Genomic DNA, 12677 nt, shown 5'->3' with positions numbered 1-12677 from the left:
GCAATGCCTGCTTTATAGCCTGGCTCGCACGGGGAATTGTGTCGCAGTGTATCTGGACCTCGTACAGATACACAACATTGCACCCACACGGCTTGGGCGACACATGCCAGATACCTGCGGACGCTTCAATACAGTCATTCGCGGCTGATACGCGAATTGCCGTTTCTAGCCTCTTCCTGAAAGGACCCTGACATGCTCTCCGCATCCAAGATCAAAACGCTTGCCGTCGCAACCGTGATCGCCGCCGCAGCCGCGAGCGGTATCGCCGCTTTCGCGGGGTCGCCCGAACCGGGCGCGAGTGTGCCCGCGCTCGGGACCAACGCGGCGGCTCCCGACTTCACCGGCATTTCACAATGGCTCAACAGCGATCCGCTCACCTTGCAGCAACTGCGCGGCAAGGTGGTGCTGGTCGATTTCTGGACGTACACCTGCGGCAACTGCATCAACACGCTGCCTTACGTGAAAAGCTGGAACCAGAAATACAAGGACCAGGGGCTGACGGTTATCGGTGTGCATACACCCGAATATCCGTTCGAGCGCGACACCGACAACGTGAAGACCGCCATCAAGCGCTTCGGCATCACTTACCCGGTCGCGCAGGACAATCGCTATGCGACCTGGAACGCGTACAACAATCAGTACTGGCCGGCCTTCTATCTGCTCGACAAGCAAGGCCGCATCGTCTACACGCATTTCGGCGAAGGCGACTATGCGAAGACGGAAGCGAAGATTCAAGCCCTGCTCGCGCAGCAAGGATAGCCGCGCGTTCGTATCGGAATGTATCCGCGGATTGCGGCGATACACGACGTTGCAATTCGCCGCTTTTCCGACACATGCCAGATACGCCCGCGCGGTTCAATACGTCAACGCCGCTTCTCTGACCAAGAATCCCATCGCAGCAAGTCCTGGTCGACCTCTGCTCATGCATTCAGATTCGCGGACGTCTCTTATCCAACCGTTCAAGGAGAACGATATGAAAGTTTCCATGATTGCTTTGACCTTTGCTGCCTGCGTGATCGGAAGTGCTGCTCACGCTGCGGTTCCGGCGCCCTCGAACGCTAGCGTCGATTCTTCGCAGATCGCACAGGCAGCGCAGCCGCTATGGTCCGCGAGCACGGCCAGTGCCGCACAGAAAACGCGTGCACAGGTTCGCCAGGAACTCGTGCAAGCCGAGAAATATGGTCAACTTGCCAACCTGAATCGTTCGCTTTATATGGGTAGCTGAGTGACCGTTTGGCGTCGACGTTGGCGTCACAAGGAGCGCTCCGGGCGCTCCTTGTGACGCGGGTGACCAATGATCTGCCGGGCCGATGCCCGTTTGAATTCACGCCAGCGAAGACCCGCGTTCGTCACGCAGCTTGAGTGGTTCGCGCGATGAGCGCTTCCACCGCACGAAGGTCCGCGGCTGAGGCCGGCGCAAAGACGACCAGGCTCAGACCGTCGCCGCCATCCACGGCGAAGGCCGAATACTCGAGCGTGATCGGTCCGGCCTGCGAGTGACGCAGACGCTTCGTTCCAATCCAGTGAGTGCGCACGTCGTTCTCCGCCCAGAGGCGCCGGAAATCCGCGCTGCTCGCCTGCAGTTCGGCGACAAGCGCCGCGGCTTCCACAGACCCGCCGATGCGCGCGATATCGATGCGAAACACGGCCAGCGCGGCACGCGCGCTTTCCTCCCAGTCCGGCTGGCTTTCACGCACTGCCGGGCCGCCGAACAGGCGTCTGAGCACGTTGCGCTCGCGCGCCGGCACAGCGGCGTAGTCGCCGAGCACCGCGACCGCGGCCGCGTTCCAGGCCACGACGTCCCACGTCGGCGTCTTCACAATGGCGGGACTGCTGGGCATGCCATCGAGTACTCTCTGCAAAGCCGGCGTGACCTGCCGCGGCGCGAGCGGGGTGAGCGGCGGCGGCCGCTGCTGGGCCAGCAGGAACAGCATCTCGCGGCTCGCGGCGTCGAGTTCGAGTGCGCGGACGAGCCGCTCCAGCACCTCGTTCGATGGCAAGCCGCCACGCCCCTGCTCCAGCCACGTGTACCACGCGACGCTGACGTTAGCCCGCGCCGCCACTTCTTCGCGCCGCAGACCCGGCGTACGACGACGGCTCGGCGCGTCCGGTCCCGGTTGCAAACGCGAGCGGCGATCGCGCAGGAAACTGCCCAATGAAGTGCATGCAGCGCCGAGCGGATCAGGCGGAGTGTTGACAGGCATAAGGGATCTCGACAATTTTCTCGTGCGTCGGAATCCGTGTCATTGCGGCGACGCTACTGTCGATACTCTAGCGCGAAATGAATGCCTGGATGCTTCGGGTCCTGCTTTGGGCCTTCCTCCGCCCGCGTCAACTCAGTACTCGACGAGAATCGTCACGCGACGATTCGCGGCGCGCGCCGCCGCGTCGTCGCCGATGATCAAGGGAAAATTGTCGGCCCGGCCGATCGCGGCCATTCGGTGCGCTTCGATGCCTTTGTCCGCGAAAAAGCGAACCACAGCGCCGGCCCTTGCGGAAGACAGCTCCCAATTGGATTCGTATTTCGCCGTTGAAATAGGCACATTGTCTGTATGCCCTTCAACGAGAATGTTGTGCTTCGATCGGTCGCGCAGCACGCCGGCAATCTGAGTCAGCACGTCGAATGATTCCGGCAACAAACGCGCATCGCCCGAGTTGAACAGAATTTTGGCGTTGATGGCGATCTCCACGCCTTGAGCCGCGTTTGAAATCGTGATCTGGCGATTGTCTCGAAGCGGCTCCAGCAGAGAAAGGAGCTGCTTCTTCGAGGCATCCGGCGTAGCGGGCGCCGCCTCTGTCGTCACATGACGCTCCAGCGCCTTGATTTCGAGCTCCCTCGTTTTGGCCAACTGCAGCACATAGAGCGCAAGGAACAACACCATCAGCGTGGTGATGAGGTCGGAGTAAGAGATCAGCCAGCGCCCGGACTGCGCCTCGCCTTCATCGTCGGCGTCGTAGCCGGTCTTGTCCGCCGTGAGGCGCTTGTTACCCGAGGAGGTGTTCATATCCGAAAAGTTTGCGCCCGAAATTACCTGTGATTGCCGTCAAAGCACATTAGCCCAGCAACTCGGCCGATCTTTCCCGCACGTCACCCGCGAGCCGCGTCTCGATGGTGTGAGGCGACTCTTTGCGCGAAATCGCGAGCAGGCCGTCGAGATATAAACGCCTGAAGCGCAATTCGCTGTCCACCTGCGCCCTGATCTTTCCATACAACGGCAGAAAGACCAGATTGGCCAATGCAAGACCGTATAGCGTCGCGACAAAAGCCACCGCGATACCTTGCCCGAGTTGCGCGGGCTCGAGCATATGGCCAGTCACCTGAATCAGACCGAGCACCGCGCCGAGAATGCCGAACGTCGGTGCGTAACCGCCGGCCTGTTGCCAGATCCGCGCGGCCAACATGTGATTGCGCTCATACGCATCCAGCTCCCGCTGCAAGGCGTCTTCCAGCACGGCCGTCGACACACCGTTTGCCAGCAACTCCAAGCCTCGTTTGGCAAACGGATTGATGCCGCCCGCCTCGATCGACTCGAACACCAGCATGCCATTCAATTTGGCTTGATCGCCCCATTCGAGCAGGACGGACAGGCTCTCGCGATCGACCTGCCGCGCCTTCACAAAAGCAAGGCGCAATTGCTTGATGCCATCGAAAAACCTTGCCCAGGTGTTCTGAATCATCACCGCGCCGAAAGTGCCGCCCAGAACGATGACGAATGCCTCCAACTGAAACAGCGAAGTAAAGTGCCCGCCCTCGAGCGAGAAACCCGCGACGATCGCCGTCACGCCGAACACCGCGCCAAATAGCGTCAACAGATCCATATGTCCTCTCGAATGGCCGGCCGCGACTTCGAACCTCGAAGCCGACGCGGCCTGCCGTTTGCGTGTCGCGCGTCAGGCGTCCAGATTGGAAAGCGGCGCAGCCGTGGCGGCCGGAGCTTTGATTGCTCGCACGATCTCGAGAAAGCGCTCTTCGATCTCGGCGATTTCGAGTGGATCGATCTTGATCTCCCGACGCATGACCCACGAGACTTCTTTCTTTCTCGCCTCGGTCATCACCGAGAGCAGCCGCTCGGCGATCGGCTGGCCCGTCACGGCGGAAAGCAGTTTCGCGAGGTCGTATGTATCGAACGCGCTCACCGCTTCGAACAAGGTTCGCTGGTCGACAAACTCCAGATCGTCGAGCGACTTCAGGTCGGTCAAACCGCGGGTACTGCGGCGCGAGAAATAGCTGATGCCTTTTTCCTCGACGTAATTCAACACCTTGGTCTTGCGAAACGCAAAAAGGTCTTCCGCGATTTCCGCGTGGGACAGCTTGTTGAGAATCACCTTCTTCTCGACGCCGATCAAAGCTTCCAGGTCGTCCAGTTCGATCAGTTCCAGTTCGCTGCTGATGGAGAGATCGAGATCGTGGTCCGCTACCTGTTGCGCACGCTCGGTGATTCGCACGGGATCGAACGTGACCAGTTGCCGGCTCGTTGCGCCGTCCTGCGCGGAATAGCGCGCCGAGGTGGTGCTCGGGCGATCGGACCGGCCCGGTTCGAGCGAAACGAGATTGAGTTTCTCCATTCGTTTGAGCATGGCCATCACATGCGGACGCGAATGGCCGGCAATGGCATGGCACTTTCTGATTACGTCAGGCAGAGGCACCGAGAATTCCTCGCTTTGCGCGCGACGCATGCGGCCGTCCGGCCTGTCGGCATTCTCGCCGCCCGCCATCAACGAAAGGACGTGCGCGTAGGACACGACGCCCGGCAGAAAGTCCGCGTGCGTATTGGTGGCGAGGACATCGTCCTTCTTTTTCACCCGCCGGATCAGCGTGCGTACGATATGGCGAAGCAACGGCGAGACACGTTCTAGCTCCTCCTCCACTACGCCCGCCGCGATGACGGTCAACTGGCAGAAGCTCAGTGCTTTCGCGGTGTGCGCTCGCGGTTCGGGCGGCAGCAAAGCCGCCTCGCCAAAAAACTCACCTTTGCCCAGCGTGGCGAGAATCACCTTCTTCTCGTCGCACTGGGTGGAGATTTCGACTTTGCCATCCGCAATGACGTAGACGACGGCGTCGCCCGCAAAGCCTTCGGAATAGATGACTTCGCCCGGAGCCGCTGTACGCGACCATGGCGATCGTTGGTGATTCAAGATGATTCCCCCGAAGAGCGATTTCCTCGTCAGCGCTTGCCGTGCAGAAGGCTTGCGCATGTCGATGGTCCTGATTATTTGACTGGATAACGACATGCAAAACGCAAAGCTTTAATAAATGTAATCGTCAGACTTAACGCCGCAAACGTTTGGGAGCCTGACTGGATAAGGCTTTGCGCGATGCTGGTTTCTTCGTTCCATGGCGGCAGCGCGAGCCGCATGCGCGTCAAACGTTCATGAAAATGTAAGGTCAAAAATTCTTTTTGGCAGTCGCGAAAAAAATTTGGAATAAGAGGAAACCCGATGTGTTCGCCCCTACATGACAGCGACAAACGCTGCAAGGTAGTGACGAAACAGGCATGTACGCGCGGCTCTCATTGCAAGCGGGTCATGTCGGTGGATAAGCAAAGAGGTAGCTTCACTTAATTCACAAGGCATCTTCAATCTCTAACTATTTAGGCATCCCGATGAAACGCAAACTCTCTCTCATTTTCTCGCTGATCGTTCTCGCTTCAGCAGGTTTCGCTACCCAAGCCTCGGCGAAGGAACATATGCACACGAACACGCAGCAGTGTGTCGGCCCCGCAGGTTTCTGCACGCCGTACTTCGGCAGCTAAATCGGCACGCTTCAGGCAATCGTTGCCTCTCTACTCATCGCATTGATCAAGGAATTTTTATCATGAAAAAAGCTCTCGTTTGTTTCGCTCTCGCCGTCGGCACGTTGGCCGCCCCTGTTGTGAGCTTCGCACAATCGAATGGCCCCGTCACACGTGCTGAAGTGCGTGCCGATCTGGTGCGCCTCGAACAGGCTGGCTACAACCCTTCGCTTGGCGACGACGCTAATTATCCGGCCGCCATTCAGGCAGCCGAAGCAAAGGTCGCCGCGCAGACCGCTCCGCAGACGACGCAGTCGTCGTACGGTGGCGTGGCGCAAAACGGCAACTCTTCGTCCGGCATGCGCAAGAACGCGTCGACCGATTCCAGCTGCGTCGGCCCCGTCAGTTTCTGCAATGTCTTCTTCGGCAGCTGAATGACACGTATCGGGAATCCTGTTTCGCCATTTATATCAACAGGATTCCTACTTTTATCAAGCAATTTGAAAACATCTTTTTAAGAATAGTTACTTACTTATAAACCGGAGTGTGTCATGAAAGTTTTGCCTCTCGTCGCCACGGCCTTGTCGTTGTCTGCCGCCCTTTTCGCCTCTACTGCCGCGATGGCGCAAGACGCTAAACCGCAAACCGCGCCCGTCCACAACATTGTTCTCGTACACGGCGCATGGGTGGACGGCTCCGGCTGGAAGCCGGTCTATGACAAGCTGACCAGGGACGGTTATCACGTCACCATCGTGCAGGAGCCTCTGACATCGCTCGACGACGACGTCGCCGCCACGAAACGCGTGCTCGATCAGCAGAACGGCCCGACGATTCTCGTGGCTCACAGCTACGGCGGCTCGGTCATCACTGAAGCAGGTGTGCATCCGAACGTCGTGGGCCTGGTGTATGTGGCCGCGCACGCACCGGCCGTCGGCGAAGATGAAAGCGATCTTGGCAAAGGCATGCCGAGCTATACATCGAAGCAACCGGGCGCCATCGTGAAGACCGGCGACGGATACACTTATCTGAATCCCGCGGATTTCCCTAAGGATTTCGCTGCCGATCTGCCACTCAAGCAAGCGCAGTTCGAATCGCACTCGCAAATTCTGACGGCCGCGAAAGTCTTTTCGGCGCCGATGACGGTCGCCGCCTGGACGAGCAAGCCAAGCTGGGGCATCGTGGCAGCCGACGACAAGATCATCAACCCCGATCTCGAACGCTGGTATTACGCACGCGCGCACAGCCATACGACAGTGATCCCGGGCGCAAGCCACTCGGTCTATGAATCGCGGCCGAAGGAAGTAGCAGCCGTCATCGAAGACGCGGCGAAGCACGCACAGTCTTGAACTGGCATGTAGACAATCCGGAGCGATGCGAAGAGCGTCATTCACAAGGCAATCGCTCTCTGCCCGCCACGCTGCTCTCAGCGTGGCGACGCTCGTGGCTCGTCAACAAGCCACAACTTGAACTTTGGCGCCCACGGCTGCAACTTCATCGCATCTGAAATGAACCGCGTCGTCAGCGAGAGCAACAGCTGCCTGGTCGAATCCACAAAAGCGTTCGACACGCGATCAAAACTGCCTTCCCGCCGCATTAGCCGGCACACGAAACCTACAGCCAGTAATACGCACTGCACTACGCCAGCTGCCCAAAACCGGGCAACCGCGCAGCCGTGAATTGCGCTCGTCATCTCATCCCACGCATCAAAACCAACGCGCCATCAACTTGTCATTGTTTTCCACGAATGTAATGATATAACATTCTCTAGGCGGTACAAAAGACTTTCGCGACCGAAAGGGATCCACGCCGCGAGTCGCAGCAGCACACGTCAGCCTCAGGAAAACCGTCGACCAAAACAGAACAACGCATTCACCCAGTCGCCAACACACTCGAATACATAACGATGAAAATCCGCACGCGCGTCTCTTCTGCAGCTTTGCTGCTGTTCGCCATGGCCGCCCACGCCCACGCCGCGACTGACGAAAGTTCAGTAACCGGCGCAGTCACAGACGCCGCTGGCCAACCCGTCAACAACGCCACAGTAATCGTGCAGAACGCGAGCGGCACCGCTGTCAGTGAGGCGAAAACGAACGCCGAAGGCCGCTTCGCCATCGCGCACGTGACACCGGGTACCTACGCGGTCGTCGTCACCGCACCGGGATTTGCGAGTGGCAACAGCATCACCACTACGAGTGCCGGCGCGGAAAGCACCGTCAGCGTGAGTCTTGCGAAGAGCGGCACACTCGACGTTCAGGTGAACGCGAAGCGGCTGGACAGAGCGCGCAATGGGCTGTTGCCCGAGACCGGCAGCAGCGTGTACCGCTTCAGCCAGGCCGATATCGAAGCGCTACCCGCGGGCCAGGACACACCGCTGAATCAGGTGCTGCTGCAGGCGCCAGGCGTGGCCAGCGATTCATACGGACAACTGCACGTTCGCGGAGACCACGCCAATCTGCAGTACCGCATCAACGGCATCATCATTCCTGAACCGATCAGCGGTTTTGGGCAAGCGCTCGACACGCGCATCATCGACCAGGTCAATCTGCTGACCGGAGCGCTGCCGGCGCAGTACGGCTACCGGACTGCCGGTGTCGTGGACATCCGCACGAAGACGGGTGACGCGGGCAACGGTGGCACCATCGACGTATTCGGCGGCAGCCACCAGACCCTCAAAACCAGCGCCGACGTGTTCGGCACGCAAGGTCCGTTCAGCTATTACTTCAGCGGCTCGCTCGGCGTCAACAACCTCGGCATCGAGAATCCGACTGCGAGCGCGAACGCGCTGCATGACCACACCCGTCAGGGCGATGCGTTCGGTTATATGTCATACATCATCAATCCGCTCACGCGAGTGAGCCTGATGTTCGGCACCACGAGCAACCAGTTTGAAATTCCCAACGCGCCCGGACTGCAGACCAATTTCAAGCTCAACGGCAACAACACGTTCGATTCGAGTCAGTTGAACGAAACGCAATCGGAGTTGAACAATTTTGCGGTGCTGGCGCTTCAAGGCACCAACGGCGGCGCACTGGACTACCAGGTCGCGCTATTCACCCGTTACACGCGAACGCAATTCAATCCCGATCCGGTGGGCGACCTGCTTTTCAACGGCGTCGCGTCCCAGGACTTTCACAGCAACTCGGCCAACGGTGCGCAAGTCGATACCACGTGGCGACTCAACGAGAAGCATACGATTCGCGCCGGCCTCTTTTTCCAGCAGGAACACGCTGTATTCGACGACAGCGTCAACGTGTTTGCAACGGACGCCGACGGTAATCAGTTATCCGACCAGCCTTTCAACATCCACGACTCGAGCAGCAAAACCGGCTACCTGTACAGCGCATACGTGCAGGACGAATGGAAAATCACCGACAAACTCACGTTCAACTATGGGCTCCGCTACGACAAGATGGATGAGTACGTCAGTGCGAGCCAGTTGAGCCCTCGCATCGGACTGGTCTATGCGCTGACACCGACCACCACCTTTCACGCCGGCTACGCGCGCTACTTCACACCGCCTGCATTCGAACTGGTGTCGGGCTCGACCATCAGCCGCTTTAACGGAACCACCAACCAGAGTCCGTCGAGTCAGAACGATCAGGTGCAACCGGAACGCAGTCACTATTTCGACCTCGGCGTCACGCAGCGTCTCGGTTCGAACGTGACGGTCGGCATCGACGCCTACTACAAGAAATCCACTAACCTGCTCGACGAAGGTCAGTTCGGCTCCGCCCTCATCTTCACACCGTTCAACTATCAGTACGGACGTGTGTACGGACTCGAGTTCACCGCGAACTACAAGCAGGACAACGTGTCCGCCTATCTGAACTTCGCCTACAGCCGCGCGCAAGGCAAACAGATCGACTCGGCTCAGTTCAATTTCGAAGCGGACGAACTCGCCTACATCAACGACCATTGGGTTTATCTTGATCACGACCAACGCATCACCGCGTCATTCGGCGGCACGTACGACCTCGGCAGAACGACGTTCACCTTCGACGGCCTGGTGGGCAGCGGCTTGCGAAGCGGCTTTGCCAACACCGATCGCCTGCCCGTCTATGCGCAGATCAACCTCGGCGTGATCCAGCATTTCAACCAGCCTCTAGTGGGCAAGTTCGATGCGCGTTTGCTGGTCGTCAATGCATTCAATCGTGTTTATGAGTTGCGCGACGGCTCGGGCATCGGAGTGGGCGCGCCGCAATACGGTCCGCATTTCGCCGTCTACGCCGGTATCACCAAGCATTTCTAAATCTGTCACGCAGCAACGAGGTCGGTCATGCAAGATTGGACGAATATTCTGGCGGCGGTACGCGTGGGTGGATGGGTGATCTATCCGCTCACGGCACTCGCTGTTCTGGCGCTTGCGATCGTCCTCGATCGCGCCTATGTATTTTTGCGTTTTGGCCGTCTGCCGCCGGGCACGGACAACGCACATGAAATGCACATGCCTGAATCTTCCACCGGCATGGACAACGGATTACATCATGCACCACGTCAGAACGCATTCAAACGTATGAGTACCTCGTGGCGCCCCGATGCGTCCGTTCCGCTATGGCTGCGCGAAGCCAATGCGCAATCGATCGCCTCGCAGATCGAGCGCGACATGAGCAAGGGTTTCTGGGTGCTGGAGACGATCGTCACGGCCGCGCCACTGTTGGGCTTGCTCGGCACCATCGTCGGCATGATGCATTCGTTTCAGTTGTTCGGCGGCACGGGGCTCGTCGATCCGGCCGGCGTCACCGGCGGCGTCGCGCAGTCGTTGGTGGCGACGGCGATCGGTCTCGTCGTCGCGCTATTCGCACTCTTCGCGTTCAACTATTTTTCCCGTCGGCTTGAACGCTTGATGGATGAACTCGAATCGTTCGCGACTGCGCGGCTCGGTGAAATACGTCTTGCCACGAGCGTCGCGGGAGCGCAGTCGTGAAGTTCAAACGTTCGCGCGCGGCCAGACGTGGCCGCATCGAAATCATTCCGATGATCGACGTGATGTTCTTTCTGCTCGCGACGTTCATGCTCGCATCGCTCGCCATGCAGCGGCTCGATACTGTCAAGCTGACATTGCCCGCGGGTCGCGCGCAGCAGATGGCCGCGCATGAGCCGCTAACCATCTCGGTCAATAGTCGCAATGAGATCTTCGTGAACCATCTGCCGGTGCGCCCCGATCAGATCGAGCCGACGGTAAAACGACTGCTTCAGCCCGACGCCAATGTCGTCATTGCCGCCGACGACGCAGCGGGCCACGGCGCAGTCGTGCAGGCCATGCTCGCCGCACGCCGTGCCGGTGCGGCGCGGTTTCTGATCGCCGTGCGTCGCGAATAGCCCGATGCGTCCGACCACTTCAATCGATGATTCGCCGACGCTTCGGATCGTACTGGCGATCGTCGTCGCGCTCGTAGTCTGGGTCGTGTTTCTGTTCGCGCTCGGACATTGGCTCGACGCAGCGACATCCGGGCGGGCACCAGACAAGCCGCTGGAGATGCGCGTGGTGGAACTCGAGCCGCCGCCGGCAATGCATCCTGAACCGGCGCCTGCGGTCAAGCCACCGCGACCGGTCGAGCCACGTCAGCATGCTGTGCCGAAACTCGCTCCACCAAATCCAACGCCGAACGCTCACCCTGCCCCCATCCCTGCTCCCAATGAGCCCAGCGCGCCCGCCGAATCCCCCGCGCGCTCAACCAGCTCATCCGAGGAGAAACAAAGCACATCATCACCCGCCATCTCTCCCGGCGACACGGCCGCGCGCTCTATCACGCAACCGTTACCCGAATTACCCGACGATCTACGTGAGCAAGCCTATCAAACCGTCGCGACGGCACGCTTCGTGATTCATGTCGACGGCTCGGTCGATGTCGAACTGCTCAAGCCGACACAAAATCCACGCCTCAACCAACTTCTCCTCGAAGCCCTACGCAAATGGCGCTTTTTCCCGGCATTGCAGGGCGGCCGTCCCGTCGAAAGCAGGCAGGACGTCCGCGTGCATTTCAATGTGAGCTAGCGCGTCGAGGCATCGTGCCCGCCGACGCGCCATCACCCCCGGCAACTACTGCGCACTGGCGGTCGTCGCATTCGCAACGGACTCGCCCTTCATCTTCCGAACCGCATCAGCGGCGGAAGGCGCGAGGTTCTGCCCGGCCAGCGACGCGTCGAACGCTTCGCGGCGCGCCTGCTTCGCCTGCACGTAGTCGGCGTCCAGTTCGGCGATACGGCGGTCGTACCAGCTCTTCACGCAAGCCTCATCTGTACAGTTGTGCTGGCGCCAGAGCCATTGATGCGTACGTGCCGCTTCGAGCGCCGCCGTGTCGAGCGTTGCCTCTTTCGCGCGTTGCCACGCGGCAGCAAGACGATCGTCGAGCGCCGACAGCGACGGCTCCTTACAGACGATCTTTTCCGATGCGGACGACTTGCTCGTGCACTTGAAGCTTGCCGCGGACGCGTCCACAGCAAGCGTGGCGCCTGCGACCAGCATGCTGATCGACAGCAAGGTGGACGGCGTCGCGAGACGTTGAAAAGCGCGGGACAAAACGATGTTCAAGGTAGACATACCGGGCCTCTGTTCAGGGAAATAACCAGGCTCAGGCGTGACAAGACTATGTCGCGCCTGCTGCCAGCCAATCAGGGGTTGCGCTAGCTGTGACAGCAGAATAGCGCCCGCGATCTGCCGCGATGATGGGAGAACACGCCGTGAATCAAAAGTGCTTACACGATATTTCCACGTAGCTCCGATGATATCGATGACGGTGTCGATCAAAGCAGCGCGATTGCGAAGGTAATGAAATCCAATCTATTTTTCTTATCGCACAAGCCGACACTCGCGACGGAACTGCTCGACTCGCCGCCTCGCATGACCGCGCGACACCACACACTACCTCATTGATTATGCGGCGTTTTTCTAATTAATGAAGCGCTTCAGATCGCCTTCGTAATTCGCCGCAACAGGCAGAAAGT

14 protein-coding genes are annotated in these 12677 nt (G+C 59.4%); 9 read left to right on the top strand and 5 right to left on the bottom strand.

The genetic code is table 11. From position 1 onward, the window contains the following. Positions 1 to 192 precede the first annotated feature (192 nt). Positions 193 to 759 carry a thioredoxin family protein gene (locus PQR54_RS11405; RefSeq protein ID WP_106301150.1) on the top strand — a complete coding sequence of 189 codons (567 nt, stop codon included), beginning with the start codon at positions 193 to 195 and terminating at the stop codon, positions 757 to 759. Positions 760 to 922: 163 nt separating this feature from the next. Beyond that, positions 923 to 1225 (top strand): DUF4148 domain-containing protein, encoded by a 303-nt coding sequence (locus PQR54_RS11400; protein ID WP_408245575.1) that lies wholly within the window; start codon positions 923 to 925, stop codon positions 1223 to 1225. Between the two features lie 124 nt (positions 1226 to 1349). On the opposite strand, the gene PQR54_RS11395 is transcribed toward PQR54_RS11400, so the two are convergent. The 4 genes from PQR54_RS11395 to PQR54_RS11380 form a co-directional block, all read right to left on the bottom strand. Continuing rightward, complete coding sequence (locus tag PQR54_RS11395) at positions 1350 to 2204, bottom strand: helix-turn-helix transcriptional regulator (RefSeq protein WP_408245573.1); 855 nt, start codon at positions 2202 to 2204, stop codon at positions 1350 to 1352. A gap of 132 nt (positions 2205 to 2336) precedes the next feature. Continuing rightward, positions 2337 to 3005 (bottom strand): OmpA family protein, encoded by a 669-nt coding sequence (locus PQR54_RS11390; RefSeq protein WP_408245571.1) that lies wholly within the window; start codon positions 3003 to 3005, stop codon positions 2337 to 2339. A gap of 49 nt (positions 3006 to 3054) precedes the next feature. After that, positions 3055 to 3819: a flagellar motor protein gene (locus tag PQR54_RS11385; protein WP_012426485.1), complete on the bottom strand. Its 765-nt coding sequence runs from the start codon at positions 3817 to 3819 to the stop codon at positions 3055 to 3057. A gap of 72 nt (positions 3820 to 3891) precedes the next feature. Beyond that, positions 3892 to 5136 (bottom strand): Crp/Fnr family transcriptional regulator, encoded by a 1245-nt coding sequence (locus PQR54_RS11380; protein WP_408245569.1) that lies wholly within the window; start codon positions 5134 to 5136, stop codon positions 3892 to 3894. Positions 5137 to 5603: 467 nt separating this feature from the next. On the opposite strand from PQR54_RS11380, the gene PQR54_RS11375 reads away from it, so the two are divergent. The 7 genes from PQR54_RS11375 to PQR54_RS11345 all read left to right on the top strand — a co-directional run bounded on the left by PQR54_RS11375 (position 5604) and on the right by PQR54_RS11345 (position 11727). Continuing rightward, the gene (locus PQR54_RS11375) at positions 5604 to 5753 is read left to right on the top strand and encodes a hypothetical protein (protein WP_408245567.1); all 150 of its coding nucleotides are present in this window, start codon (positions 5604 to 5606) and stop codon (positions 5751 to 5753) included. A gap of 62 nt (positions 5754 to 5815) precedes the next feature. Then, positions 5816 to 6166, top strand: coding sequence for a DUF4148 domain-containing protein (locus tag PQR54_RS11370; protein ID WP_408245565.1), 351 nt, complete (start codon positions 5816 to 5818; stop codon positions 6164 to 6166). Positions 6167 to 6283: 117 nt separating this feature from the next. Beyond that, complete coding sequence (locus PQR54_RS11365) at positions 6284 to 7078, top strand: alpha/beta hydrolase (RefSeq protein ID WP_408245563.1); 795 nt, start codon at positions 6284 to 6286, stop codon at positions 7076 to 7078. Between the two features lie 557 nt (positions 7079 to 7635). Further along, positions 7636 to 9981: a TonB-dependent receptor gene (locus PQR54_RS11360; protein WP_408245561.1), complete on the top strand. Its 2346-nt coding sequence runs from the start codon at positions 7636 to 7638 to the stop codon at positions 9979 to 9981. A gap of 27 nt (positions 9982 to 10008) precedes the next feature. Further along, positions 10009 to 10656, top strand: coding sequence for a MotA/TolQ/ExbB proton channel family protein (locus tag PQR54_RS11355; protein ID WP_408245560.1), 648 nt, complete (start codon positions 10009 to 10011; stop codon positions 10654 to 10656). Then, entirely contained in the window at positions 10653 to 11051 is a 399-nt protein-coding gene (locus PQR54_RS11350) for an ExbD/TolR family protein (RefSeq protein ID WP_408245558.1), read from the top strand. The genes PQR54_RS11355 and PQR54_RS11350 overlap by 4 nt, the downstream gene beginning before the upstream one ends. Before the next feature lie 4 nt (positions 11052 to 11055). Then, positions 11056 to 11727, top strand: coding sequence for an energy transducer TonB (locus tag PQR54_RS11345; RefSeq protein WP_408245556.1), 672 nt, complete (start codon positions 11056 to 11058; stop codon positions 11725 to 11727). Between the two features lie 45 nt (positions 11728 to 11772). Here the strand turns inward: PQR54_RS11345 and PQR54_RS11340 are convergent, their stop codons facing one another. Beyond that, positions 11773 to 12273 (bottom strand): lysozyme inhibitor LprI family protein, encoded by a 501-nt coding sequence (locus PQR54_RS11340; protein WP_408245554.1) that lies wholly within the window; start codon positions 12271 to 12273, stop codon positions 11773 to 11775. Positions 12274 to 12677 lie beyond the last annotated feature (404 nt).

The organism is Paraburkholderia phytofirmans (assembly GCF_046028095.1).
GTDB classification, from domain to species: Bacteria; Pseudomonadota; Gammaproteobacteria; order Burkholderiales; family Burkholderiaceae; genus Paraburkholderia; species Paraburkholderia phytofirmans_A.
This window is presented reverse-complemented; position numbering and strand designations above follow the sequence as displayed.